This window comes from Niabella sp. (assembly GCF_030150205.1).
In the GTDB taxonomy this organism is placed as follows: domain Bacteria; phylum Bacteroidota; class Bacteroidia; order Chitinophagales; family Chitinophagaceae; genus Niabella.
In genome coordinates this window covers 205432-231480 of record NZ_JASLGT010000002.1, presented here as the reverse complement: position 1 = coordinate 231480, position 26049 = coordinate 205432, and the positions used below count along the sequence as shown (strand labels likewise).

20 protein-coding genes are annotated in these 26049 nt (G+C 45.3%); 8 read left to right on the top strand and 12 right to left on the bottom strand.

Annotated features, from left to right (window positions below; translation table 11 throughout):
- Positions 1 to 168: 168 nt before the first annotated feature.
- Together Q1V85_RS01560 and Q1V85_RS01555 are read right to left on the bottom strand one after the other, a co-directional pair.
- Positions 169 to 1464 (bottom strand): hemolysin family protein, encoded by a 1296-nt coding sequence (locus Q1V85_RS01560; protein ID WP_300596728.1) that lies wholly within the window; start codon positions 1462 to 1464, stop codon positions 169 to 171.
- Positions 1464 to 2081 carry a phosphatase PAP2 family protein gene (locus tag Q1V85_RS01555; protein WP_300596726.1) on the bottom strand — a complete coding sequence of 206 codons (618 nt, stop codon included), beginning with the start codon at positions 2079 to 2081 and terminating at the stop codon, positions 1464 to 1466. Before Q1V85_RS01555 ends, Q1V85_RS01560 begins: the two co-directional genes overlap by 1 nt.
- 215 nt (positions 2082 to 2296) lie before the next feature.
- On the opposite strand from Q1V85_RS01555, the gene Q1V85_RS01550 reads away from it, so the two are divergent.
- The 3 genes from Q1V85_RS01550 to Q1V85_RS01540 all read left to right on the top strand — a co-directional run bounded on the left by Q1V85_RS01550 (position 2297) and on the right by Q1V85_RS01540 (position 7215).
- Positions 2297 to 4270, top strand: a complete 1974-nt coding sequence (locus Q1V85_RS01550; RefSeq protein WP_300596724.1) for an LTA synthase family protein — start codon at positions 2297 to 2299, stop codon at positions 4268 to 4270.
- Positions 4271 to 4509: 239 nt separating this feature from the next.
- Positions 4510 to 5898, top strand: a complete 1389-nt coding sequence (glmM, locus tag Q1V85_RS01545) for a phosphoglucosamine mutase (protein WP_300596722.1) — start codon at positions 4510 to 4512, stop codon at positions 5896 to 5898.
- Between the two features lie 189 nt (positions 5899 to 6087).
- Complete coding sequence (locus Q1V85_RS01540) at positions 6088 to 7215, top strand: cysteine desulfurase family protein (RefSeq protein WP_300596720.1); 1128 nt, start codon at positions 6088 to 6090, stop codon at positions 7213 to 7215.
- A gap of 324 nt (positions 7216 to 7539) precedes the next feature.
- Here the strand turns inward: Q1V85_RS01540 and Q1V85_RS01535 are convergent, their stop codons facing one another.
- The 4 genes from Q1V85_RS01535 to Q1V85_RS01520 all read right to left on the bottom strand — a co-directional run bounded on the left by Q1V85_RS01535 (position 7540) and on the right by Q1V85_RS01520 (position 14429).
- Positions 7540 to 8481 (bottom strand): RICIN domain-containing protein, encoded by a 942-nt coding sequence (locus Q1V85_RS01535; RefSeq protein ID WP_300596718.1) that lies wholly within the window; start codon positions 8479 to 8481, stop codon positions 7540 to 7542.
- 627 nt (positions 8482 to 9108) lie between these two features.
- Positions 9109 to 11364: a hypothetical protein gene (locus tag Q1V85_RS01530; RefSeq protein ID WP_300596716.1), complete on the bottom strand. Its 2256-nt coding sequence runs from the start codon at positions 11362 to 11364 to the stop codon at positions 9109 to 9111.
- A gap of 172 nt (positions 11365 to 11536) precedes the next feature.
- Entirely contained in the window at positions 11537 to 12310 is a 774-nt protein-coding gene (locus Q1V85_RS01525; RefSeq protein WP_300596714.1) for a LytTR family DNA-binding domain-containing protein, read from the bottom strand.
- 307 nt (positions 12311 to 12617) lie between these two features.
- Complete coding sequence (locus Q1V85_RS01520; protein ID WP_300596712.1) at positions 12618 to 14429, bottom strand: ABC transporter ATP-binding protein; 1812 nt, start codon at positions 14427 to 14429, stop codon at positions 12618 to 12620.
- A gap of 320 nt (positions 14430 to 14749) precedes the next feature.
- Here Q1V85_RS01520 and Q1V85_RS01515 point away from each other — a divergent pair, with 320 nt between their 5' ends.
- A complete protein-coding gene (locus Q1V85_RS01515; RefSeq protein ID WP_300596710.1) occupies positions 14750 to 15550 on the top strand; it encodes a glycosyltransferase family A protein in 801 nt (266 codons plus the stop codon).
- A gap of 4 nt (positions 15551 to 15554) precedes the next feature.
- On the opposite strand, the gene Q1V85_RS01510 is transcribed toward Q1V85_RS01515, so the two are convergent.
- Positions 15555 to 17624, bottom strand: coding sequence for a tetratricopeptide repeat protein (locus tag Q1V85_RS01510; RefSeq protein WP_300596708.1), 2070 nt, complete (start codon positions 17622 to 17624; stop codon positions 15555 to 15557).
- A gap of 145 nt (positions 17625 to 17769) precedes the next feature.
- Between Q1V85_RS01510 and Q1V85_RS01505 the strand changes: the two genes are divergently transcribed.
- Positions 17770 to 18459, top strand: coding sequence for a glycosyltransferase family 2 protein (locus tag Q1V85_RS01505; protein ID WP_300596706.1), 690 nt, complete (start codon positions 17770 to 17772; stop codon positions 18457 to 18459).
- Positions 18459 to 18806 carry a DUF2304 domain-containing protein gene (locus tag Q1V85_RS01500; RefSeq protein WP_300596704.1) on the top strand — a complete coding sequence of 116 codons (348 nt, stop codon included), beginning with the start codon at positions 18459 to 18461 and terminating at the stop codon, positions 18804 to 18806. Before Q1V85_RS01505 ends, Q1V85_RS01500 begins: the two co-directional genes overlap by 1 nt.
- Before the next feature lie 209 nt (positions 18807 to 19015).
- Here the strand turns inward: Q1V85_RS01500 and Q1V85_RS01495 are convergent, their stop codons facing one another.
- The 5 genes from Q1V85_RS01495 to Q1V85_RS01475 all read right to left on the bottom strand — a co-directional run bounded on the left by Q1V85_RS01495 (position 19016) and on the right by Q1V85_RS01475 (position 23225).
- A complete protein-coding gene (locus Q1V85_RS01495; RefSeq protein WP_300596702.1) occupies positions 19016 to 20563 on the bottom strand; it encodes a YifB family Mg chelatase-like AAA ATPase in 1548 nt (515 codons plus the stop codon).
- A gap of 165 nt (positions 20564 to 20728) precedes the next feature.
- Complete coding sequence (locus tag Q1V85_RS01490; RefSeq protein ID WP_300596700.1) at positions 20729 to 21034, bottom strand: hypothetical protein; 306 nt, start codon at positions 21032 to 21034, stop codon at positions 20729 to 20731.
- A 34-nt stretch (positions 21035 to 21068) separates the two neighbouring features.
- Positions 21069 to 21794, bottom strand: a complete 726-nt coding sequence (locus tag Q1V85_RS01485) for a hypothetical protein (RefSeq protein WP_300596698.1) — start codon at positions 21792 to 21794, stop codon at positions 21069 to 21071.
- A 64-nt stretch (positions 21795 to 21858) separates the two neighbouring features.
- Positions 21859 to 22521, bottom strand: coding sequence for a hypothetical protein (locus tag Q1V85_RS01480; protein WP_300596696.1), 663 nt, complete (start codon positions 22519 to 22521; stop codon positions 21859 to 21861).
- A 92-nt stretch (positions 22522 to 22613) separates the two neighbouring features.
- Complete coding sequence (locus tag Q1V85_RS01475) at positions 22614 to 23225, bottom strand: outer membrane beta-barrel protein (RefSeq protein WP_300596694.1); 612 nt, start codon at positions 23223 to 23225, stop codon at positions 22614 to 22616.
- Positions 23226 to 23433: 208 nt separating this feature from the next.
- Here Q1V85_RS01475 and Q1V85_RS01470 point away from each other — a divergent pair, with 208 nt between their 5' ends.
- The gene (locus tag Q1V85_RS01470; RefSeq protein WP_300596692.1) at positions 23434 to 25371 is read left to right on the top strand and encodes an ATP-binding protein; all 1938 of its coding nucleotides are present in this window, start codon (positions 23434 to 23436) and stop codon (positions 25369 to 25371) included.
- Complete coding sequence (locus tag Q1V85_RS01465; protein ID WP_300596690.1) at positions 25358 to 26002, top strand: response regulator transcription factor; 645 nt, start codon at positions 25358 to 25360, stop codon at positions 26000 to 26002. Before Q1V85_RS01470 ends, Q1V85_RS01465 begins: the two co-directional genes overlap by 14 nt.
- Positions 26003 to 26049 lie beyond the last annotated feature (47 nt).

Sequence of the window (26049 nt, the reverse complement as noted above, 5' to 3'; positions counted from 1 at the left end):
AAATAGTCAATGAAGAGCAGATCTTCGCGTAAACCTGAAACAAAGCAACAGTTTTCAGCATTTAGCGTTTGATGCACCTGAATCACACTTAAAATGTGACAATAAAACATTCCGGAGCATATAGCTTTTTACTAACAACATTTCACTAACAACATTTCACTATATACCCTACCCCTCATCCATCTCCTCTTTCAAGGTGTCACTGATATGCACCAGCACTTTATCAATGCGGTGTCCATCCATATCAACGATCTCAAAATCAAATCCATTCCAGTCGAGCTTATCACCCGTGGCCGGTATCTGTTTCAGCCGGTGCAGGATGAAGCCGGCAAGGGTATCAAATTCCTGCTCGCCTTCATTCATCCATTCCGCCTTATCAAAATAGGAAAGAAAGTCGTAGAAAGGAATCTGTGCATCTACCAGGAAAGAGTGATCATCCCTGCGGGTGATTTCATAGTCGTCTTCATTCTCTTCGGGCATTTCACCGATGATCGCTTCCAGGATGTCATTCAGGGTGATCATTCCCAATACGCTTCCGTATTCATCCACAATAAAGCAGGAGTGCAATTGCGACTCTTTAAATTTTTCCATTACCCGGAATGCCGTATTGTTTTCGGGTACAAAAAGCGCCGGACGCATCAGGTCTTTAAACGGAACAGTATCTTTATTGGTATACAGATCTTTTAACGAGATCACTCCCTTGATATTATCGATCTCTTCATCACAGATCGGATAGATCGAATGCGGCTCTTTTAAGATTTTCCCCCGGATCATTTCCTCCGTATCATCCACTTTAAACCATACAATATCGCTGCGGTGTGTCATCAGCGAAGTAATGTTCCGGTCGCTCAGGTGAAACACCCGCTCAATGATCTCCTGCTCGGTTTCTTCCAACGTGCCCTGCTCGGTACCCTCACTAATGATGGCCTTGATCTCCTCTTCCGTAACCTGGCTGTTCTCGCTTTTAATATTGAACAGTTTTCCGATCAATCCGCTCGATTTTGTAAGCAACCAGATAAACGGATAGGTAATCACAGACACCCATCGCATGGGTTGCGCCACAAACTTCGCTATTTTCTCAGGACTTGAAAGTCCGATGCGCTTGGGCACCAGCTCCCCGAAAATGAGTGTAAAGTAGGTAATGATGATCACTACAGTAGTGGTTGCCATCCCCTTGCTGTAAGGAGCAAGTGCCGGAAACTGCTCCAGGAAGGACGCAATATGCCCGGTAATTTTTTCCCCGGAATAAATACCGGTTAAAATACCAATGAGGGTGATACCGATCTGAACGGTAGACAAAAAAACATCGGGATGGTTGGCCAGTTTCAGCGCAGCTTCTGCCCGCTTATCGCCTTTATTTGCCTGTGCTTCCAATCTTGCTTTTCTGGCGGATACAAGCGCTATTTCTGCCATTGAAAATAGTCCATTGAGTAAAATCAATAAGGCTATTATGAATACTTCCATTAATTTATTTCGGTTGATTCCTTATCGAAGATAGGAAATCCGATCCTTTTATTAAATAAGTTTGCCCAAAACAGTCCAATTAAAATTCCCAGGGTTGCCCCGGCCAAAACATCCAGCGGATAATGCACGCCCACATATACCTGTGCCAGGCCGATCATACATGCCCAGACCAAGGGAACCCAGGTATATGGAAAAAAACGCCGGAAAGTAGCAAAAAAGAACATGCTGATTCCAAAATGATTGATGGCATGGTTGGAAACAAAACTGAAACCGCCGGAACAACGCCCCAGCACCAGTCGCACGTGCCCCTCCATTTCCGGATCGTTACAGGGGCGCAGCCGCTCAAAAATATTTTTAAATAAATGCGCCCCGACCAGATCGGTGCTGGCCGCGGTGCAAATAAACAAAAGCAGCCAGAGCGCGCCCTGTTTTTTAAAATTGATGAGCACAAAAACGACCACAAACAGGTATAGTGGACCCCATACATACGGATTGCGGAAAATCGGGAACACCGCATCCCCCACCGGGCCGGCACTTTTTATATTAATCAGTTCAAACAACCAGCGATCGGCCTTCACTAACCAATCGGGGAACGGGATATATAAAAATGAGGTCATTAAGCAAATTTAGTAAATGTGACAATTTGAAGATTTGAAGATTTGAGAATGTGGTAATGGTGAATGGTTAACAGTCTGTAATTGTTGTCACTCCATGGGCCCCTTAGTCTCAATAGCACTTAGCATTTAGCATGCATCAGCAGGTATCAAACCAGGCCGCCGCATCCGGAACTTTAGGTTTTTAACCTGAAACTTTTAACTAAGTTTGCAGCTTCATGTTAGCGCGGCTAAAAATACCGAAAACGATCCTATGGGTTATAAACACCGGACTGGTACTATTTGCCTTATTTTTTATCTTCCGGCTCATCACATTTTTTGCATTCAATCCTCCGGGCATTGATTTTGATGACTGCATCCCCTCGTTTGTATTGGGTGTTCAGTATGATCTACGGTGGATCGCTATTTTCTTGCTGCCGGTGATCCTCTTTAGTTATCATCGTTCGTTTTCCCCGTTTTATTCTGCACGAAACAAACGTATCTGGACCTGGTACCTGGCCGTGATTACCTTCCTTGTGTTCCTGTTCTTTATTGCGGATATGGTTAGTTTTTCCTACAACCGTACACGACTGGATGCCGGTGCCATGAATTTTGTGGAAGACCCCGGCATTTCCCTGAACATGATCTGGCAAACCTATCCGCTGATCTGGATCCTGGTAGGCCTGGCAGCAGCGGTCATCTGCTTTAAATGGGCGCTTAACAAAAGCCACTGGCAGGTGATCAACCTTACAGACGGAAAAGCCATTATGCATCGCAAAATGCCTTTTGTGGTAACGGCACTGGTACTGGGGCTTTTTATTTATGGCAGGATCGATGATAAACCCTTAAAATGGAAAGATTCTTTTGCACTAAAGGACAGCTTTAAAACCTACCTGGCCTTAAACCCGCTGCAGAACTTCTTTTCAACGATGCAATTCCGGAAACCGGTAACCAATGAAAAAGGCGCCCGCGAGTCATTTCCGCTTATGGCGGAATTTTTACAGTTTCCTCCGAAGGCCCCATTTGGCTTTAAACGCACCGTTGCGCCCCACAGTGCCGGTCTTGAAAGCAAACCCAATGTGGTATTGGTTATTTGCGAATCATACAGTATGTACAAAAGCAGCATGAGCGGCAATGTGCTGAATGCCTCGCCCTATTTTGATTCACTGAGCAAAAAGAGCATTTTTTTCGAGCGTTGTTTTACACCGCATTTCTCTACAGCCCGCGGGCTGTTTGCTATATTAACCGGCATCCCCGATGTGCAGCTGTTTAAATTTTCAACCCGCAACCCGGAGGCCATTGATCAAAACACCATTGTGAATGAGTTTACCGATTATTCCAAACATTATTTCCTTGGGGGCGACCCGGGGTTCAATAATTTTGAAGGTCTGCTCATGAACATCAGCAATCTCCAGCTGCATACGGAACAAACGATCAACGCACCGCGAATCAATGTTTGGGGCATCAGCGACAAGGATCTTTTCCTGGCAGCCAATACTGTTTTTAAAAAGGAGCAGCACCCTTTTTTTGCCATCATACAAACCTCAGATAACCACCGGCCCTACACCATCCCCGAGACCGATCACGATTTTCAAAAAAAAGCGTTTCCGAAAGAAATACTGGAGGCGAACGGATTTGAATCCCTGGAAGAATACAATACCTTCCGGTATGCCGATTATTCCATTCAAAAATTTATAGAGGCTGCTGAAAGGGAAAACTACTTCCACAATACCATTTTTGTATTTATCGGCGATCATGGTGTAGCCGGTAACGCCACCAGTGTATATCCTTCTGTATGGACCACCCAACGGCTTTCTGACGAGCATGTTCCATTCCTGATCTATGCGCCTCATTTGGTTGCCCCTCAGCAAAGAAAGGAAACCGTTTCCCAGGTTGATGTGCTGCCTACGATTGCGGGCCTGCTGCAACGCCCTTATGACAATTTTACCCTGGGCCGCGATCTTCTGGCTCCCGATAAAAAAAGAAACCTCGCATTCATAACCAATACTGCCGGTAAAATCGGCATTGTAAATGATCAGTTTTATTATGTAAAAAGCCTCGACTTTGCGGAAGAAGACCTTACGCCGCTTGATACAACGACCGTATACACCCGGCAGGTCCTGGATTCCGTGCGTAAAAAAATGAGCAAACTAACGGACGCTTATTATCAAACAGCCCAGTATCTTTTGCTGAATAACAAAAAAATGCCTTGAGCAGGCTGTATTTTGCCGGTTTTCATGAAATTTTCTGGCTAAACGGTGTCCGCTGCAATAAAAATGCCTTTCAAACAGCGCTTAAAAGGCAGCCAGGCATCTAATCCGGACATCATCACATTCCATAAAAGTAATGTTATATCTAAAAGAATGTCGCGGAAGCAGCGTACTTTTGCAAGCTCAAGAAGCCTGCGAAGGTTCAATTCAGGCCCTGATTCTAAAATTTTAAACAGCATATTGTGTCTCTTATAAAAAGTATATCCGGAATCCGTGGAACTATTGGCGGAAAGACCGGGGAAACACTTTCCCCCGTAGATGTGGTTAAGTTTACAGCAGCGTATGGCTCCATTCTGAAACAGGCAGCGCCATCTCAGAAAATAAAAGTTGTGGTAGGACGTGACGGGCGTATCAGCGGTCCGCTGGTGAGCAGCCTGGTTACAGCAACACTTAATGCCTTAGGCATCGATGTGATTGACCTGGGGCCCAGTACTACCCCCACGGTTGAAATGGCCGTACCCATGGAAAAGGCAGACGGAGGTATCATTCTTACCGCCAGTCATAACCCCAAGGAATGGAACGCACTGAAATTGCTGAACAAGGATGGCGAATTTATTTCTGCAGACCTGGGAAAGCAGTTACTGGACATTGCAGCAGCGGAAAATTTTGAGTTTGCACCGGTAGACAAACTGGGCAGCATTCAGCAGAACGATACCTATATGCAAAAGCATATTGATGCCATCCTGGCTTATCCGCTGGTAGATAAAGAAGCGATTGCAAAGAAAAATCTTAAGGTAGTAGTAGATGCCATTAATTCTACCGGGGCCATTTTTGTGCCGGCGCTGCTGAAAGCATTGGGCGTGGAAAACGTCGTTGTGTTGAACAGCGAGGTAACCGGCAATTTTGCACATAACCCGGAACCCCTGCCCGACCATCTGTCGGAACTTTCGAGCGTAGTGGTTAAAGAAAAGGCAGATCTTGGTATTGCCGTAGACCCGGATGTTGACCGTCTTTGTTTTGTAAATGAAGATGGCAGTATGTTTGGAGAAGAATATACGCTGGTAGCCGTTGCGGATTATATCCTTTCAAAACGCAAGGGCAATTCCGTAAGCAATATGAGCAGCACCAAGGCATTGAAAGAGATCACTTTGAAACATGGCGGAGCTTACTACCCTTCTGCTGTGGGAGAGGTAAACGTGGTGTCAAAAATGAAGGCGGTTAATGCAGTGATTGGAGGAGAAGGCAACGGGGGCATTATTGTACCCGACTTTCATTGCGGCCGTGATGCACTGATCGGTATTGCCCTGTTCCTGAGCCATCTTGCACATCACAAAGGAAGCATTAAATCTCTACGCAGTGTGTACCCCGATTATTTCATCAGCAAGAACAAAATCGAGCTGGATAAAAGTACCGACCTCCCTTCCATTTTTGCCCGTATCAAAGAAAAGTATAGCAAACTTCCTTTGAATGATGAAGATGGTCTTAAAATTGAATTTGATGAAGACTGGGTACATTTAAGAATGTCGAATACAGAACCCATAATCCGTATCTACTCTGAAAGCGATTTTGAGGTAAAAGCCAAAAATATCGCACAGAAACTGATGCAGGATATTAAAGAGAATATGGGGTAGAACCGGCCAGCGCCCTGTTTCCAGGTTTAGGTTCAACATTTAACGTTAGATTCAGGTCTGACGCTGAATGCGATATCGGAACCAGGAACTTATTCCCCGTAGTCTACAAAACTCATATGCGATTGCTTCATTAACTTTGCGATCATTTTCGCCGGGAGGAGACATACCGGACAAAAGGAAGAAGCGTTCATGGAAAAAATATACTTAGACAATGCCGCAACCACTTGCCTCGACAAGGAAGTGCTGGATGCGATGTTACCCTATATGACCTCCGGGTTTGGCAACCCGTCTTCGGTTTACTCTTACGGAAGAGAAACCCGGCTGGCAGTAGAAACCGCCCGCAAAACAGTAGCGAAACATCTCAATGTAAAACCCGGAGAAATCTTCTTTACTTCCGGCGGAACAGAAAGCAATAATACCGCGATCAACGCTGCGATCCGGGACCTGGGTTGTACGCATATCATTACTTCCGGTATCGAGCACCATGCGGTACTGCACACCGTAGAACATTACAGTAATAGCAATGCCGTTACCTTTAGCCTTGTAAAACTATTGCCCAACGGGCATGTAGATCTGAAGGACCTGGAGGAGCAACTGGCCAGCCAGGAATGCAAATGCCTGGTTACCCTGATGCACGCCAATAATGAAATCGGGAACCTGTTGCCCATTAACGCCGTCAGCGCTTTATGCCGGAAATACGGCGCCATTTTTCATTCGGACTGTGTACAGACTGTTGGACATTACCCCATCGATCTGCAACGCATTGATATTGATTTTATCTCCGCGTCTGGTCATAAATTTCACGGTCCAAAAGGTTCCGGCATGCTGTACGTGAATGGCAACCTGGAGATCAAACCGTTTATTTTTGGTGGCGGACAGGAACGCAATATGCGGGCCGGAACCGAAAATGTGTATGGCATTGTTGGTTTTGCCAAAGCCCTGGACCTGGCGATGCTTCACTATGAAAAAGAAGCCGCCTATATCCGCGAACTTAAACAATATATGGCGGAGCAACTTCAAAGCAAGATCCCCTCGGTTACTTTTAACGGGGATGCGTTCGGCAGCTGCCTGTACACGGTGTTGAGTGCTTCCTTTCCACAGACGGACCGTTCGGAAATGTTGCTGTTCAACCTCGACATTCATAATATTTGCGTATCAGGCGGAAGTGCCTGCAGCAGCGGGGCCAGCCAGGGTTCTCATGTAATTGCAGCATTAAACAGTGCTGCAGACCAGGTACCGGTCCGGTTTTCGTTTAGCAAATACAATACAAAGGAAGAGATCGATCGTACGATAGATACACTAAAGGAGTTGCTTTAAGGCCGGAAATGGCTGCTGCTTTCATCAAACGCTACAAAGGCAGCTACGGAATCGCAGGATGCGCACTTTCCTCCGCTACGATGAAGCCCCTCTATCCGCGCACTCCTCCATAGCAGTCATCAAATACATGATACGCTTCTGCAGACAGCCGCTGCGTTCATGACTGCTTGCTAATTATTAACGCATACAGTATTCAAAACCGCTTCTGACGGGTGCCTCGCTGCAGATATTCATATGCAGTAAAGCAATGATCCCGTTTTGAAGTAGACGCCCTTATTTACTTCAAAACAGGATCCGCAACTTATATATCAGCATGGGAGCGCCCTACCAGGGACCGTTGACAGATAGCTTTAAAACATAGGGACCTCCATAGGTCCAGGTGTTATAGTTATCCGTAGTATAGGAAGACCCGCTGAAAGACCAATTCCGGATGCCTCCAAGATTTCTCATTGATACATAGGTGGTAGAAGATCCGGAACTTTTGCTAATACTAAAGGTATATTGATATGTAGTATTAACATAAAAGGTCCTGGAAGTACCCGGCACAATATTACTGATGGTTGTTTGTGCAAGAGTGGTCTGATTTGTCAAAACTACATCTCCGGTAAAGCCATCTGAAACAATCGTCATTGTTTCTCTTGCAGCAGGGTCACTCACTCGAAGAATAGGAATCAACCGCCATTTTTGATTTAAACCGCCTAAGGTGCTTGATAATTGTAATTGCGTTCCGGTGCCTGGACTTGAACCCGGTATGGTCAATATACTGCCTGCAGAATTTTCTATCCGGTAGTAGCCATCATCGGTCGGTATAAATTTCCATACAGGTGCCGAAGAGCTGTAATATTTCAATCTAAGAGTACCACTAATATTTGCCATGGCATATTCAAGGTTATAGAAGTTCATGGTATAACTTATTGAACTTCCACTGAGTGTCCATGCATAATAGAACCTTGAGATACTGTCGTTATTAACCAGTTGTAAAAGCCCGTCTACCGGATATACAGGTGAATAGGAAGTTGTATCCACGCCAATCTCGTAATTTGAGTCCAGTGCTGATACGATGTGATAAACACCGCCCGATACAATGGGGGGAGGGGCAATACTTTCACCGACCCGCATACCTTGTGTCTGGCTGGCATTTCCGTCACATAAGCCTCCTCCAGGACACCCCCGGGTTGCATTTTCGGCATTGGTAAGTGCAGATTTCGAACAGGCAGTGGTTAATACTACGACTAACGCCAACAATAATACAGCTAGATTTTTCATGATGTTTCATTAATTTGGTATAAAAAGGGGTTTAGAGACGTTGTTCATTTGGTAATACCAAGATAGCATAGTTCATGCTCATTGGCAATACCCCATAGCGCGTATTTTATACGTATGAAGCAGCACATTATTTAAATGATGTGGAAGAAGCCGATCTTCCCGGAAATGCACAATAGATAGAAGCGCAGGATTGGGATAGCCCAACAACCGGAAAGTAAAACGACGTTCGGTGTTGACGACGCTCCGGGTCGTCCCCTATAGCCAGAAGCGCCCACACAACAAACCAGTTAAGTTCCTGCCCCCCTCAGCGCACCGCTATTGAAAGTATCGATTTTAACTTTTCAAAGACAACGAAAAACCAACTATAGTTCAGGAGGCACAACATCCCTTTCAACTTCTATTTGCGAAACGGATCCGCAGTCCGAACAACGCCACGGGCTCCCATTCATTTTACTAATCAATCCCATTGCCTCAGCATTTATTCTGCTCATCAACACCATGTAATATAATCCAGGTTACAAACCCTGGATATACATATAAAAAGAGCGGTCTCAAAATTGAGACCGCTCTTTTTATAAATCTTATTCTTTATTCAACAATCCCAGATTGCTGAGGAGAATATTGATCTTATTTTCCGTAAGAATCAGCGAACTGAGACAGAGCAGCAGCGTTGTTCACGTTGATACCTCTTGCAGCAGCAGCTTTAACGATATCTCCCGGGATTACAAACACCTGTACCTGAACCAGTGGTTTGCCTTGGAACCAGCTTGCCGGCTTACCGTTCTTAATGCGAACTTCCGGCAATACATTGTAGCTCAGGAAGTTAGCATATGCAGGATGGCCTACTGTTACAGCAGTGCCCAGCACTGAACCAAACAGGTTGTTGGCATTTACTCTGTAGTAGTTGTTAGCAGGTACACCATCTTTCCAGTAAGGGATGGTAGTATTACCTACTCCTAACAGTGGGTTGTAGTAGTTATACATACCGGTGTAATAGTTACCACCAACCCAGCTATCATCAACAGGGTTGATAGAGTTGTTAGGATTCACCAGTGTAATAGGACCAAAAGGAACTTTGGTTGCAGTATCACCCCAGTTGCTACCAGATTGGATTTTCCAGTTAACCCGGAACTCACCACTTCTTGCGATAGTATTTGATTTACCAACAACTTCCAGGCTCTGATCTTGAAGGATCCAGTATTTATGAGTATATCCTCCAAAATGCTGTGTAGTACGGTTTGTTGAAGGGTATGGACCAGCTTCAGCATATACCGCTGGATTCACATTGTAACCCCACAGGTATCCTTGATTGAATACATCAAAACCTTGTACACCACCACCAGCTACAGTTACACCATGCAAAGATGCACTACCACCTATTGCTGGCCAGGTTTGCGTGGTCATCACATCTCCGGGACCGTAAGTAACACCACCCAGGGTATAGTTATACAGGTAAGGAGTTGCTTCGTACCAGCCAGCCTGGTTGCCATTGTTATAAGAACCACTACCAGCAGGAGTATCATCACCAAATTTGCTGGAAGTTGCAAAGATGGTATTGCCAGTCAATGGGTTTACGTAGCGGTATTTCAGGAATACTTTACCATCCTGCTTGTATTTTTCCAGCTTGGCGCCTAAACCTGCGATTGTATTCAGATTCAGATAGCTTTCGGCGGAATATTCTGCATGGTATTTACCCTGAGTATTTGCCTGTGCATCTGCCAATTCAAAAACAGATGCATTTTTGATCCTGTAGAAGTTAATACGATCTCCATCAGCAACCTTGCTCAGGTCTGGATTATGAACAGTAGGAGTTGCCGGGCTGCTTGAATAAGCAAAAGCCGCATAGGTCCAGTATTTAAACCCTTCACCTGCTGCTTCTTTCATACGGTTGATATCCACCTGGCTCAGGGTAAATTCTTGAGTACCAGAAGAAAGTGTACCATCATAGTTTGAAGCACCGGAGAAATTCTGTGTATAACGGAATTTCATATTTACTCTTGCCCAACCGTTTACACCACCTAAATGGAAGATCGGATCATCCAGCTCAGCTTGGCTATATCCGAAATCGTTTGCAGACTGAGGTACTTTGTCAAAAATACCAGAACCAGGAACACTTTCGAAGATCATCTCCCGGTTTAATCCCCAGCCCGGATACCTTGAAATACGGTTCCTATCATCCGCGTTAAAATAGAATTGGCTGGCACTGATTTCACCCTTATCAAATTCAGCTTTATGATCCTGACCATTTTTCCGGTAAACCTGAGTTACTTTGTCCAGGCCTACTGTGAGGTAGAATGTCTTGGCAGCATTCGCTGCTCCGATAGGAAATACGTTTGCAACCCAGGGAGTAGCACCTGCTACTTTAGGACCGTAGAACGTAGAAGTATTTGTATCAAAATAGTAATCACCCACATTACCAGTAGCTGATGAAGGCGCACCGGCTCCGCTCAGGAACTGAGTTCCGGGATCACCTTTAGCACCAGTTGCACCAGCGGGACCAGCAGTACCCGGAGCTCCAGCAGGGCCAGCAGGACCAGTTCCTCCAGTTACACCTGTTGCTCCTGTTGCACCTGTTGCACCGTTAGCACCATTACCGCCTAAAACGGTACCAGTACCCCAGCCTGTAGCTGTTTTAGGTCCATAAAGTGTTTTAGTTGTTGGGTTGAACCAATAATCTCCTAATTGTCCACCAGGATCAGTGGTTCCAGATAAAATCTTAGTTCCATCAGCACCTGTTGCACCTTTGGCACCTGCAGCGCCGTCAGCACCTTTGGCCCCTGTAGGACCAGCAGGACCCGCAGGACCGGTGTCCCCTTTCTTACAGGAATCCAAACCTGTAAGCAGGGAGGCTAGAACTAGGACGGATAAGAATGTACGTCTCATAAAAGTTTAATTTAATTTTATTTACTAGTTAATGATTAAATAATGCCTACTCTAAAAACTGCTTTTCGGCTTACGCAGGGTTGATTTTTTTATTATGCCACAAGAATACGATGTTCTGTTTTTACTTTTACTAACAAAGGACATAAAGTGATTTTTAAAGGACGAAACGCAATCAAAAAACAATACGTCCTTCGTTTTTACGGTTAGTTGACACAATTTTATATAAGCGGCTCATGCCAATTTTGCTAAGCGATTTGTTAATTTCGTTCCCGTTGGTCAATTTTAACTTACACTCTTTGTTAAACACATCACTATCAAGATATACAATTTTTGAAATGTTAATGATGGTGCTTTTATCGATACGGACCAGCTCCTTCAGATGGATGCGCTGATCAATAAACGTAATGTTTTCATTGACCGTTTTCTGGGAACCGTCCTTAAAAGTGATCTCACAAATATTCCGGTTGGATTCCACAAAAAGAATATCACGCTGGTTGACATATAACAGCGAGCGGTTGGCCTTTAGGGTAATAAAATGATCTTCGATCAGGTCTCTTGCCTCTTCCTGAAGGAGCCCGATCACCCGGCCAATCGACTTGCGGAGATCATTCGAATTAATAGGCTTCATGATCAGGGAGGTAACCCCGATATCAATAATGTTCTGCAGCTGGCTTAGTTGGTTGGATGAGGCCACAACAACGATCTTGACCCTGAAAACCTTTTGACTGATCAGGCCCTCAATGATCTCAAATTCTTTGTTTTTCAATAGTTTAAGATCGAATATCAGGATATCGGGCCGATGCATAAAAATAGCGCCAATGGCATGTTCCATCGTGGAGCAGTAATCCAGGAATTGCAATTGGCTATCGGTTACGCTTTCTATTTTAAACTTCAGCAAATTCCATGATACCTTATCCTCATCAACAATCTGAATTTTAAAACTCATAGATAATTACAGCTTGTTTAATTTGTTAGTTTTTCGCAGTTATGTTTTACAAATGACACGTTAACTTATCCGGCTTCCCATTACTGAAAAAAACGTATTGGTAGGTGCAATATATATTAAGTTTTAAAAAAATATTAACTTTTATTCATTATTTTTTTTTACACATTATTTTAAATAATTACAAATCAACACTTTAATAAAAAGTTGGCTGGAAAATAATTTTCCGGAGAAGCAATTTTTTATATGCCTCAAAAGCAGTGGCCAGCCCCTTTAAAAAAACACACCAGATTGGCAGGAACTAACCTATCTAAGAAGGAACGACCTCATAAGCTTCCTTTTTTCGTTCACCGATCTGCTGTCGCCACATGGCATAATAAAGTCCTTTTTGCAGCAGCAAGGCATCATGATTACCCGTTTCAACAATTTCGCCTTTCTCCAGTACATAAATGCGATCTGCATGAAGAATGGTGCTGAGCCGGTGTGCAATCAATACAGTGATCTGGTTCTTCTTTGAAGAAACCAGCTTAATGGTTTTGGTTATTTCTTCTTCCGTAATCGAATCCAAAGCAGAAGTGGCTTCATCAAAAATCAACAGATGCGGATGCCGCAAGAGAGCCCGTGCAATGGCAATGCGCTGTTTTTCTCCACCGCTTAGTTTTAATCCGCCTTCGCCGATCACGGTGTTCAATCCTTTCTCTGCACGCGCCAGCAAGCCCGTACAACTGGCTTTTTCCAGTGCATCGTTCAGGTCACTGTCGGTAGCTCCGGGGTTTACAAACAACAGGTTTTCCTTTATCGTTCCGGCAAACAGTTGCGTATCCTGCGTTACAAATCCGATCTGCACCCGCAGTTGATCAAAGTCTATTTCATCTCCATCTACCTGGTCATAATAAATCGTTCCCTTTGCAGGGCGATAAAGCCCTACCAACAATTTTACCAGGGTACTTTTCCCGGAACCGCTGGGGCCTACAAAAGCGATCGTTTCGCCTTTTTTTACAGTGAAAGAAATATCATTCAGTGCGTTAAAGTGCGCCGTCTGATGCCGGAAAACAACGTTCCGGAATTGCAGCAATTCGATCATCCCGATCTGCCGGGGATTGGCAGGCCGTGGTTCCGCTTTTCGCTGCATAAGCTTGTGAAAATTATTCAGCGATGCTTCGGCTTCACGATAAGAGATGATAATGTTCCCGATCTCCTGCATAGGCCCAAAAATAAAAAAGCCATAAAAAGAGAGCGAGAGGTACTGACCGGGAGAGATGGCATCTTTAAAGATCAGCCACAATAATGTAAAGGCAATCACCTGCTGCAAAAAGTTTACCATGGTACCCTGGATAAAACTCAGCGCCCGGATGCTTTTTACTTTTTTTAGCTCCAGCCCCAGGATCTTAAAGGTATTGTTATTGAGCCGCTGCACTTCCTGCTCTGTAAGCCCCAGGCTCTTTACAATTTCAATATTCCGCAGGCTTTCGGTAGTGGTACCTGCCAGTGCTGTGGTTTCTTTTACAATATTTTTTTGAATGACCTTGATGCGCCTGCTGAGCAAACTGGTCACAAAGGCAATAGCAAAAATACCAACAGCATACACCGGCATAATGGACCAGTGCAGCTGGAAGGCGTAAACAGAAACAAAGACAATACTAACGATAATAACAAAAAAGACATTAATAAAGCTGGTAATGAACTTTTCGGTATCAGTTCGCACCTTGGTAAGGATCGAAAGCGTTTCACCGCTTCGCTGATCTTCAAAATCCTGGTAAGGCAATCGCATGGAATGCTTGAGACCGTCTGTAAAGATGGTAGCGCCAAACTTCTGAATCACCACGTTTACAAAATAATCCTGGAAGGCCTTGGCTATCCGGCTTACCATTGCCGTACCAATCAGCAGCACCAGAAAGAACAGCAACCCATGATACCCATTTCCGCCAAACAGGTATTGGTGTTCCGAACGCGGTGCAGTTTTAGCATGATCGAAATGGTGCGGGTGCGTGGCAAAAAGATCGAGCAGTTTTCCGCTGATCAGGGGTGCGAAAAGTGAAAATATCTGGTTTACAGCAGCAAGGAATAAGGCGAGTGCCACCAGCCAGCGATAGGGTTTTATATATTGAAGAAGGATGCGCATCTGTAGATTTTTTCTAAAAAATATCCTCAAAGTAAAAATTTCCTGTGTACCGGAAAATTTTTATTTACACCAACAATTAAAAACGATAATGGTTGGAATCGTTTCGGGGTTACAGAAAAGAATGCGGCCGGCAGTCAAATCGCGCGCCTCCCGTCATCTACCGTACGGCATAAAGCTACGCCACCTCACTCAGTTTATAAAAAACAGCTCCATTTACCAAGTAGCCCTTATTTTTGACTGGTCATATGCCAGGATTTTGAGATTTTTAGGACAGCAGGAAAATGGCGATGAACCGTTACCGATAACGTTTATAGATTAAGATGATTTTAGCTAAAGCGCACACATTTGTAGTACCGGCATACAGGGATTCGCCGCATTTAGAACATTGTATCAAAAGCCTGCTGGACCAATCCGTTCCAACCAATGTGCTGATCGCCACCTCTACTCCTTCTGATTATATAAAGAATATTGCGGTCCGTAATGCGATCCCTTATTTTGTTTCGGATGCGCCCAGCTCTATTGCTGGCGACTGGAACTTCGCTATGGACCAGGCTACCACAAGATATGTAACCATCGCCCATCAGGACGATATCTACAGTCCCGGTTTCGCAAAAGAAGTACTCGAAAAACTGGAAAAGTTCCAAAATAAAAGGCCACTGATGGTGTTTACAGATTATGGCGACCTTGTAAACGGGGAGGAACGAAAAAGCTCGCTGAATGCTTTTGTAAAAGACGCCCTGCTGCTACCCTTTCATCTCAAAAGTACCATTCAAAGTAAGTTTATAAAGAAAGCGGTATTGGCCCTGGGTAATTCCATTTGTTGTCCTTCAGTAACTCTCGACCGGCAGCATATTGACGGGATGCGTTTTTCTCCGGAATATACCTGTGTTTTGGATTGGGTGGCCTGGCTTACGCTTGCCAAACAGGATGGGGCATTTATCTTTATCAATAAAAAACTGGTGCAGCACCGGATCCATATCGATTCAGAAACCACGAACCAGATCAAAACAGGAAAGCGCCAGCAGGAGGAACAGGCCGTGCTGCAGTCCGTTTGGGGCCGGTCTTTAGGACGACTGATTTCTAAACTTTACAGCAAGGGGCTTACAGACAACGAGGTTTAAGCACCTATAATTTTTGCTGAATAGCCCATTTTAAATTGGCCGGCGCATTCGGATGATTGGGGTTTAATTGCAAGGCCTTCAGACAAGCCTGTCGCGCCTTATCCCACTCTTTTAGCATATTGTAAGCCGCGCACATATTGTTGTAGGCATCCGCATTGTCCGGATCCACCGATAATGCCTGTTTGCAGGTATTGATGCAGTCTTCATACTTCCCTGCATTGTATTGTTCCAGGCTGATATTGATATAATTCACTACAGAAACGGCACTCACCACATCATCAGGAAGCGGGGCAACTGTTTTCCGCTGTTGAGCTGCCTGTAAATACTGTAAAGCCTTAGCATCGCCGGGGTTTAACTGAAGCGCAGCTGTAGCCGTTTGTTTTAAGACATCCCACATACTTAGCCCCTGCAAAGCTCCCATTAATACCTCATAAGCCATATACGACCGGTTGTTGATCGCCAAGGCTTTTTCCGCCATATTTTTGGCGTCTTCAAAGCGGTGCTGTTCCAGAAAATAGCGGCCAAAATAGCTGTAGCCTACATCGTCCCCCGGCGCCAGTCTCAGGGCTGTTGAAAAGTTCTCTATGGCTTTGTTGTGCTCCTTCAGCCCACCATAGGCAATGCCCAGGTTCGTGTATACCGTACTATACCCGGGGTTCAGGTCTCTTGCTTTAGCAAAGATCACTGCAGCCTGCTTATAATCACCCTTTGCCATCAGTGTTAGCCCATAGTTCATCCACCCTCTCCCATTATTGGGACTTTTTTCAGTTACGTCTTTCCACAGCGTTTCTTCGGTATCCCATACCTGGTTGCGTTTATATACGCCAAATGCATTCGCAGCAATTATTAAAAAGGCCGCCGTGATGAGATACCGGTAATGCCGACTCCTGGCAAAGAATGACTCCCTCCTGATAACCCAAAGCCACAAAGCAGTAACAACACTTAAGGTAAGCCCAACAAAGGCAAAATACATCCGGTGATCGTTCATCACTTCGGCAAAAGGCACCAGTGAAGTGGGGAGCAAGGAAGCTGCAAACCAGATCAAACCAAAGGCAATAGGCCGGGTTTCGGCCCGGCGGGAAGTTTTAAAAACAGTAATGATCAACGCAATCACAAACAGGACACCTGCGATAATGCGCCAATCAAATGGATTGGTAATCACACCCAGGTCGGTATCTGCGCTAAGGTCAAAAGGCAAAAAGAACGACCGGAAATAGTGTAACCAAACATAGGTCTGCGTAAGCAAATTATATCCCAGGGGGTTCGACATGCCATGAGAGGCAGAAGCCTGCGACATCCTGGAAAGCGTATACAACTGCGTACCAGCTACCAATATCACCAATGGCAACAAGGACCAGATCGTACTTCCTACTTTTTTAATATTTGAACGTTTGAAAAGATCATACAGCGAAAGTTCTTTTTCAAAAAGCAGGATATAAAAGAATAAGAGAATAGGCAGCACCGGAACCGTTTCTTTGGCGAAAACCCCAAGTACTGCCAGCAGGATATACAATCCATACTTTCTTTTTTGGGGATAGGCTATATACATCAGGAAAGAAGCCACAATAAAAAAAGTTGATTGCACATCTGACCTGGAAATAACATAATTGATGGTTTCAGCAATAACCGTATGCAGTCCAAACCAGCCAGCACCCATCAATGCGATAAATGGAGTCCACTTGTGTGTACTGACCTTCCCGACCAGCCTGCGGTACATAAAAAACAACATAATACACAACCCAATGTGCCAAAGAAATGTGGAAAGTTGAAACATGAACGGCTGTAAACCTCCGGCCAGCCAGTAATCGATGGCCAACGTAGTGGTTACCAAGGGGCGCAAGCCACGGTGATTGGTGCTGGCGCTAAACATATCCGGGTTGGTAAAAAACTCCGGGATATTACTAAGCTTACGAATGGCTACATTCTCCTGAATGGTATGACTGTCGTCGAAATGAAAATCATTGTCGAAATGATTGGCATAGGCAAGAATTAAAAGAACGAGCAGCGCAACACCGGCTATAATCAAACTTTTACGCTCTTTCGTATTTAACGGATCTCCAATTATTTTGGTCATAGTCGCTTTCTTTTCCTGTAGATTTATCTTTCCAATGCCGGGATATGGGATTGGCAGACGGGAATTAACGGCCGCAAAATTAACCCAAATGGCACAATCTTGCACAGATCGCCTAATTTTGTATATAAAATAAAACTAATCGCGGATGTCTTTAAACAAATCTATATGCGTGGTGATTCCTACCTATAATGAGGCGGGCGTTATCAGGGAAACACTTAACAGCCTGTTCGCATATGGATATACCATTGTACTTGTAGATGATGGATCATCCGACAATACCCGGGAGATTGTAAAAGACCTGCCCATCTATTATCTGCGTCATGCCGTAAACCTGGGCCAGGGAGCCGCCATTCAAACCGGGTTAAACTTTGCAAGAACCCTTGCGCATTGTGATTATTTTGTAACCTTTGATGCAGACGGGCAGCACCCCGCAGAAAAGATCAACCCGATGACGGAGTTCCTGATTTCCGCCAACCTGGATATTGCGCTGGGATCCCGGTTCCTGGGAACCAAGGCACTCAATATGACTAAAACCCGGACCTTTCTTTTAAAAATAGCCCGGCTTGTTAATTATTTGTTTTCCGGGCTTTTTCTCACCGACGCGCATAATGGTTTTCGCGTAATGAACCGGAAAGCGGCTTATGCCATCCATCTCAACGAAAATGGAATGGCCCATGCTACCGAGATCCTGATACAGATCAAAGCGCATAAACTGGCATATGCTGAATTTCCTGTGGTGATCACCTATACCAGTTATTCGCTTCAAAAAGGGCAGCAAAACCTGGATAGTGTGAAGATCCTGCGTCAGATATTGATCAATAAATTTTTTAAATAATGAACAGCATTCAAATCATACTGATCATTTGCGTTTCGCTGATGACCTTATATATCACCAGTATCTTCAAACCCAATAAATTACTCATCCTTTTTTTGTTCCTGGCATGCGTATTTATCATCGTCTTTCCCGATGAGCTTACGGGCATTGCGCACCTGGTTGGTGTAAACCGCGGGGTGGACCTGCTTTTTTATTTTACCTTTCTTTTCCTGTTTCTTACCATCATTGTTCTGTACAAAAAGATCCGGGATCTGCAAAAAAAAATTACCAAACTGATCCGCAACGATGCAGTCAATAATGCACAGCTTCAGCAACCGGAAACCGGACAGCCTGAAACACAGGTATAAGAAATACGCTATCCTTTGTTTATTTTTTGGTCTTCAATGATTCCTGATGCATACGGTGTAATGTTCCGTTTCCATAAAATCGGCTACCCTGGGTTTAGGATAAAGTTCGATGATTCTGGCATGCGGATACGACAGGATAATAGGCGAATGCGTTACAACGATCAGCTGGCTTTCCGTTCGTACCAACGCATGTAACTATCATTCGATCTTTAGCCCGCCCAGTTTTCCCGGTCGAGACTGCGATATTGAATGGCCTCCGCAAGAAACTCAGGCCGGATCGTTGCCGCACCTTCCAGATCGGCAATGGTACGCGATACCTTTAGAATACGGTCATAGGCTCTTGCCGAAAGACCCAGTTTCTCCATCGCCTTTTTTAGCAATGCCTGTCCGATATTGTCGATGACGCAGATCTCCTTTAATTGTTTGCTGCTCATTTGTGCATTGCAATAGATACCCGGTGTGCCTTCAAAACGGGCCAGTTGAATCTCCCGGGCGCGGATCACCGCCTCCCGTATCGCTGCCGAAGTTTTTTCGCTACGCTCAGATGATAGTTCATTGAAAGGTACCGGCGTTACTTCCACATGCAGGTCGATGCGGTCCAGCAAAGGACCCGAAATTTTGTTGAGGTATTTTTGTACTGCTCCCGGAGGGCAGGTACAGGCCCGCTCCGGGTGATTGTGAAATCCGCAGGGACAGGGATTCATCGATGCCATCAGCATAAAACTTGCCGGAAAATCGACCGCGATCCGGGCGCGGGAAATCGTTACTTTCCGCTCTTCGATGGGCTGCCGCATTACTTCCAGAACAGACCGCTTAAATTCAGGAAGCTCATCCAGGAATAATACGCCATTGTGCGCCAGCGAAATTTCGCCGGGTTGCGGGGTACTGCCACCGCCCACCAGGGCCACATCAGAAATGGTATGATGCGGCGACCGGAACGGCCTTTTTGAGATCAGGGTGGCATTCTCCGGTAGTTTTCCGGCAACGGAGTGAATCTTTGTGGTTTCCAACGCTTCCGGCAATGTAAGTGGGGGAAGAATGGTAGGCAGGCGTTTGGCCAGCATCGTTTTCCCTGCACCGGGAGGACCGATCAGCAGCGCATTATGCCCGCCTGCAGCTGCAATCTCCAGCGCCCGTTTGATATTTTCCTGTCCCTTAACATCGGAGAAATCGATGTCAAAAGCATATTGTGAATCAAAAAATTCGTCGCGGGTATTCACCACAACCGGAGTAAGGCCCTGTTCCCCATTTTCAAAAAAGTCAGTCACTTCCTGTATATGTTCTACTCCGTATACATGCAGGTTATTGACCATCCCCGCTTCACGAGCATTGACTTTTGGCACGATCAATCCTTTAAAGCCCTGCTTACGCGCCTGGATGGCAATTGGCAAAGCTCCTTTTACAGTGCGCAAGGCCCCGTCAAGGCTCAGTTCGCCCATGATCACATAATCCGCTAATGCCGTACTATTCTTTAATTGCTCTGTTGCCGCCAGCAACCCGATGGCAATCGGCAGATCAAAGGCTGCTCCGCTTTTTTTGATATCAGCGGGTGCCAGGTTAACGACCACCTTGGTCCTGGGCATTTCATAGCCATTGGTCTTGATGGTGCTTTCTACCCGCTGCCAGCTTTCTTTTACAGCATTGTCCGGAAGACCAACAATCATAGGGTCTTTACCAGAAGGCATCCAGTTAACTTCGATAATGATGGGGATGGCTTCCACTCCATAAACAGCACTGCCATTGATTTTCACCAACATGAAATGAAGTTAGTGCATTTTATGCGCATTTATGTCACCGGGTGCTGAAACATTGAAGATTTTCCTGATCCGATTTACCGCTGGCAGCAGCTGCAGAAAGATGCATAAGGAACGCTTTTTGAGCAGGCGCTGATTTTATGGCGGCTTTAGAACGAGTAGTGCAGCCTAATACACTTCCCGGTTCGTTTTGTATTTGCGCAATCGCTTTTCTACCCGTTGCAGTTTTCCATAAATATCATTTTGCTCTTTCGCGCTCATATAATCATCAGCCTTCGCCCGTTCGATCGTTTTACGGATAGCCTCCTGCTCTTCCAGCAATTTATAATATTCTTTGGGTGTTACCTGTTTTTTCCGGAAGGCCGCTTTAACCGCCGCTTCCTGGTTTCGTTGTTGCTGTTCCAGATCCTGGGCTTCCGCCCGCAGGCCGGCTCCTAATAGCAGCAGGCATAAGATGATCCTTATTGTTTGCATCTTTAAAAATTTTACATTCCTGTTTTGATGAACATCATTTCACCGGAACCAGCCCCTTTTCCGTAATCATCATTTTTCGAAGATCCATCTTATGTTGCTTTAAGAACCGGTTATAAACCATATCCGAATCCTGTTGTTGCTGTATTTTATTACCTTCCTTCCGCGAAGCTTCATAAGGCTCATTTGCAAAGATCAGGTCATAGAGCAGGTACTCCGCAGCTTCCTGCTTTTTCTGGTTCGACCAATCGCTAACATGGATCATTGCACCTACCTGGTTCCGCACCGCATGAATCTGCGCTGCGGCAGGATCAGCATACCGACCGTTGGCAATACGCCATATACCTAACAGATATGCGCTAAAAGCATCTGCATAATCATGTTGTACATCCAGACCCCGGCCTTTTAAATAACGAACATAGGCCGGGAAAGGATTGTTCCGCTTCAGCGCTGCCTCCAGGTTATTTCCCGAGACCGGATTCTTTTTTTTAAGATCATTAATAATCGCCTGCGCTACTCCAACTGAAACACTGGTATCCGGAGCAAATAAAAAAGCATGACCAGAACGGGAATCCTTCAATGCTGCCGCACCGCTTTTACCACGCCCCAGCCGTATTTTCTCCTGTTCATATTCACTCCGGATCCGCTCCCGTTGAAAATCATGTATGGCAATATTGGCGATGGTGGCGCTCAGCATATCCTGCGCCCCGGCCCTTCCAAAACACAGGCTTAACAAGCCGTATAATAAAAAAACTTTTTTCATTTGTTATACTTGTCCGGTTATAAGCACATACACTTCCGAAATACCAGTTTTGGAACAGACTGCATCAGGGTAATTGAACTGCTTTAAAATAATCTACCTGCATCGTTGAATATTTACGGATCTTAAAACCCGGCTGATCCAGCGTACCATTTCCCGGCGAAGGCATGGCAAACAGTTCTTTATCATTAACGTAAAACCGCAGTTCATTATTCTTTAAAACAATACGCAGTTTATTAAACTGGTTATTGCGGATCGCACTGTTCAACACCCAGTCTTTATAAAGCACATACGGTTTTTCGGATCCATCAGGGTATCCCCATATCGAATAATACCCGTCATAGCTTATTTCAAAATAAAACCCAGTATAAACATCGGTACTACTATTTTTTCTCAACCCCCAAATCAGTCCGCCTTCGCCATTATTGGCGCCGCTGTTGGAGCTCAGCTTTACACTGGCCTCAAGGGCCATTCCTCCCGTTGTTCCGGAGAAGATCTGTCCCGTCCATACCTCCCGGCCGCCGTTACCACCTACCATGGTATAGTAGCCATTACCAATGGTGGCAGACGCGCCACTGCTGCCTAAATTACCGGTAGGCCAGTGTCCGTCATCATTGCTGAAGTCTGTTTCATACAATACTGTTTCCTTTTTTGATACATCGTTTTTTTTACAGGAAGCAACGGCAACCAGGGTCAAAAGCGGAATCCAAATCCAATTGTGTGTTTTCATTTCTATTTTTTTAAGGTCGGTGATCCAGGCTGATGATGATCGTTCAAAACAAGCTGTTCATTCTTCTACCCGGGCATGCAGCGGATGCCGTATTAAAAATAAAAGCCCAGCCCAAGAATGGGAGCAAACAGGTTTTCTTTCATCCGCAGGTCTTTATTTGCCTTGTTCTTCAAGGCACTATGGGAGTAACGTAATCCCAGCTCAACAGAAGCCTGTTTACTTATAAAATAGGCGCCTCCCAGTACGCCGCCCAATGTAACCCCCGAAAACTTATTCGTATCATCTCCCGCCCCCTCCAATGCATATATTACACCGGCCTGCACATAGGGTCGCAACTGTTCACCAACCGGTAAATAATAACAGACGCCGGGACCCACCGACAAACTGGATGTGCGCGCTTCGCCGGTGGTACCATTACTGTACGCTGTTGTAGTTTTTGAAGTCTTAAACAATACCTGAAAACTCAACTGCAGATCTTTCATTACAAAATAACCACCGTAGGGACTAAAATTAAATTCATTATAACGCACAGATCCTCTTTGTTCCCCATCAAGGGTGTACTGTTGCTTACTGCCCGTAAAGCTTAACTCTGAACTACCTCCTGCTGTGATGCGGCCTTTTTCCGTTTGACCATTGGCAGTTAAGGTAGCAAGCACTAGGCTACCGGCCAGTACATATCTGAATATGTTGCTGTTCAATTCCATTTACATGTTTTAACGGGTTAAGAGCATTTTTGAAGTGGTTATATGATGACCGGCACAACCGGTGTTTGTTGCTACGTTTTGCAATCTTCGCACTTCAAAGGTGCATTGCATTTACAGATCCGGCAATACTCCCAAGGGAGTATTTTTAATCGACCCGGTTGCTTATCAAAAAAAATATGTAACATTACCATTCAATCCCCCAGGTTGCGTGAACCGATTTGTATATATCACCATTGTATGTATGCTGGGCTTCCAGGTTACTATGGCACAATTGTACCAGCGCCGGGCAGACAGTCTGCAGCAACTGTTGAAACATGCATCCAGAGATACTACCCGCATTTCATTGCTGGGTGAATTATCCAACACCTACATTAACCTGGGCGCCACCTCCAACGCCCACGCGCTTGCAGCCCGTGCCCTTGCTTTAAGTGAGCAAATACCAGGCAGTTACTATAAAGCCATAGCACATCACCGGCTGGGTTATGTATACCTGATGTCAGCCCAGAACGACAGTGCCATCGAACAATTCAACCGGTCCCGCCAATTGCTGGCAACAGATACCGCCAGCCTTTTATCAAAAAAATTATATATCCGCAGTACCAACAATCTAGCCTTTGCCTATGACAATAAAGGTTATTCTGAAAAGGCGTTGGAGCTGGTCATTGCCGTGCTCCCTGTTATCGAAGCCGTAAAGGACACAACCCTGTACGCAGTGGCACTGCATAATGTTTCCGCAGGACTCACCACCATGCAACAGTATCAAAAAGCATATCCTTACTTCCGTAAAGATCTGTTGCTCCGGGAACAGAAAGGCCAACCGGATGAGTTAGCTACCGTTTATCTTAGCGGCGCCTTGCTGATGTACCTGATGGATAGTCTTGAAACGTCAAAACAATACCTGGATCTGGCAAGAACACAATTGAATAACATCGGGCCAACAAAGCTCTGGGGGCGCTATTACAGTTACCTGTCGTTTTACTATACGGGCAAAAAGCAATACGATCTTGCAGCAACAGCCAGCGAAAATGCATTCAAACAAACGAACATCTATCCCGGCAGGGAAAACCTGTATGATGCCTATGATGCCCGTAAAACACTGGCGGCTGCCCGCGGAGATTTTCTGCAGGCAAGAGAAGCAGCCTACACCATTAATAAGATGGCAAACGAAGATTCCGTCTCCACATATATGCTTTCTTCTTTAAAAGATATCGCTTATTTTTCAAAACAGGCGGGCGATATGAAGACCGCCTTCCATTACCTTACCCAATATACCCAGCTAAAGGACAGCCTCGACGAGCAACAGACAGCACTTAAAATGAACGAGTTGGAATTGCGCTATCAATCTTCACAAAAGGAGCGCCAGATCCTGGAACTGGAAACAAAATCCAGCATGCAAAAGCTCCTGTTGTGGAGCGCACTGCTGTTGCTGACACTTACCATCCTGTTTTTTATTTACCGGGGCAAACAAAAAAGGATCCAGACCACACAGCAATTGAAATCATTGGAGCAGGAGCAGCAGCTGCAGGTATCCAATGCGCTCCTGGTTGGTGAAGAGCGGGAACGCAGCCGTATGGCCCGCGACCTGCATGATGGTTTGGGCGGCATGCTCGCCGGCATAAAACTGAATCTTTCGGGGATGGTGTATCATTACGAGCAGCACCGCGGTAGCCTTGAGCTGCACCCGGTTATTGACCAACTCGACAATTCCGTAACGGAGCTCAGAAGAATTGCCCGCAATATGATGCCTGAATCATTGTTACGATCGGGTTTACAGGCGGCATTAAAGGATCTTTGTGAAAGCCTTACCTGCCCTGGCACCTCTATTATCTTAAATGCATTTAATATTCAACCCGGTATTCCCCAGCAGGCACAGCTGATGATTTACCGCCTGGTACAGGAAATTGTAGGAAATGCGGTAAAACATGCGCAGGCTAGTAAGATCATTGTGCAGTGCAACCAGGCAGACACCACTTTTTTTATTACGGTTGAGGACAATGGCTCCGGCTTTGATCCCCAGCGCAAAGACCTGGAAGGAATCGGCCTTAGCAATATTTACAGTCGCGTAAATTTTCTGAAAGGATCCATACATATCGACTCTTCTGCAGAAGGAACCATTATAAATATTGAACTCAATGTTACCGCCTGACCCTGTCATCCATATCGCCATTGCAGACGATCATCCCATCGTAATACAGGGACTTAAAAATCTGCTGGAGGGTGTGCCCTTTTTTTTGGTAACCGGTGCTTTTACTACCGGAAGCGGTCTGCTGCATTTCCTTGCAGCACATACCGTCGACATTCTCCTGCTGGATATCAGCTTACCCGATGGTAACGGCATTCTTTTTTGCAGGGAGATCCGGAAAAAATATCCGGCTGTAAAGATACTGGCCATCAGCAATCTCAGCGAACGCAGCATCATTACCCAAATGATGCAAAATGGCGCCTGCGGCTACCTGCTTAAAACAGCCGCCGCTGAAGATATACTGGACTGCATTTACAGGGCACTTGCAGATGAGACCGCTGTTTTCAGCAAGGAGATCAGCGAGATCATGCAAAAGCCCGAACCCAACGTACTTCCCGCATTACCCGATCTTACCAAGCGGGAAAAACAGATCTTGTCGCTGCTGGCCAGTGGAAAAAAATCTGCGGAAATTGCGGCAGCACTTTTCATTAGCCCCCTTACCGTAAAAACGCACCGGGCCACACTATTGCAAAAATTCGGAGTTAACAATATGGTATCACTGGTTAACCGGGCAAAGGAATACCATTTTATTTAAATAAAAGAGCCGGCCCGGCCCCAGTCTCTTTGTAACTCCGGCACCGA

Excerpts from the sequence above, each read along its gene's own strand:
- Q1V85_RS01560 (WP_300596728.1), bottom strand. The coding sequence starts at position 1,464 with ATGGAAGTATTCATAATAGCCTTATTGATTTTACTCAATGGACTATTT.
- Q1V85_RS01555 (WP_300596726.1), bottom strand. The coding sequence starts at position 2,081 with ATGACCTCATTTTTATATATCCCGTTCCCCGATTGGTTAGTGAAGGCC.
- Q1V85_RS01550 (WP_300596724.1), top strand. The coding sequence starts at position 2,297 with ATGTTAGCGCGGCTAAAAATACCGAAAACGATCCTATGGGTTATAAAC.
- Q1V85_RS01540 (WP_300596720.1), top strand. The coding sequence starts at position 6,088 with ATGGAAAAAATATACTTAGACAATGCCGCAACCACTTGCCTCGACAAG.
- Q1V85_RS01535 (WP_300596718.1), bottom strand. The coding sequence starts at position 8,481 with ATGAAAAATCTAGCTGTATTATTGTTGGCGTTAGTCGTAGTATTAACC.
- Q1V85_RS01530 (WP_300596716.1), bottom strand. The coding sequence starts at position 11,364 with ATGAGACGTACATTCTTATCCGTCCTAGTTCTAGCCTCCCTGCTTACA.
- Q1V85_RS01525 (WP_300596714.1), bottom strand. The coding sequence starts at position 12,310 with ATGAGTTTTAAAATTCAGATTGTTGATGAGGATAAGGTATCATGGAAT.
- Q1V85_RS01520 (WP_300596712.1), bottom strand. The coding sequence starts at position 14,429 with ATGCGCATCCTTCTTCAATATATAAAACCCTATCGCTGGCTGGTGGCA.
- Q1V85_RS01515 (WP_300596710.1), top strand. The coding sequence starts at position 14,750 with ATGATTTTAGCTAAAGCGCACACATTTGTAGTACCGGCATACAGGGAT.
- Q1V85_RS01510 (WP_300596708.1), bottom strand. The coding sequence starts at position 17,624 with ATGACCAAAATAATTGGAGATCCGTTAAATACGAAAGAGCGTAAAAGT.
- Q1V85_RS01505 (WP_300596706.1), top strand. The coding sequence starts at position 17,770 with ATGTCTTTAAACAAATCTATATGCGTGGTGATTCCTACCTATAATGAG.
- Q1V85_RS01500 (WP_300596704.1), top strand. The coding sequence starts at position 18,459 with ATGAACAGCATTCAAATCATACTGATCATTTGCGTTTCGCTGATGACC.
- Q1V85_RS01495 (WP_300596702.1), bottom strand. The coding sequence starts at position 20,563 with ATGTTGGTGAAAATCAATGGCAGTGCTGTTTATGGAGTGGAAGCCATC.
- Q1V85_RS01490 (WP_300596700.1), bottom strand. The coding sequence starts at position 21,034 with ATGCAAACAATAAGGATCATCTTATGCCTGCTGCTATTAGGAGCCGGC.
- Q1V85_RS01485 (WP_300596698.1), bottom strand. The coding sequence starts at position 21,794 with ATGAAAAAAGTTTTTTTATTATACGGCTTGTTAAGCCTGTGTTTTGGA.
- Q1V85_RS01480 (WP_300596696.1), bottom strand. The coding sequence starts at position 22,521 with ATGAAAACACACAATTGGATTTGGATTCCGCTTTTGACCCTGGTTGCC.
- Q1V85_RS01475 (WP_300596694.1), bottom strand. The coding sequence starts at position 23,225 with ATGGAATTGAACAGCAACATATTCAGATATGTACTGGCCGGTAGCCTA.
- Q1V85_RS01465 (WP_300596690.1), top strand. The coding sequence starts at position 25,358 with ATGTTACCGCCTGACCCTGTCATCCATATCGCCATTGCAGACGATCAT.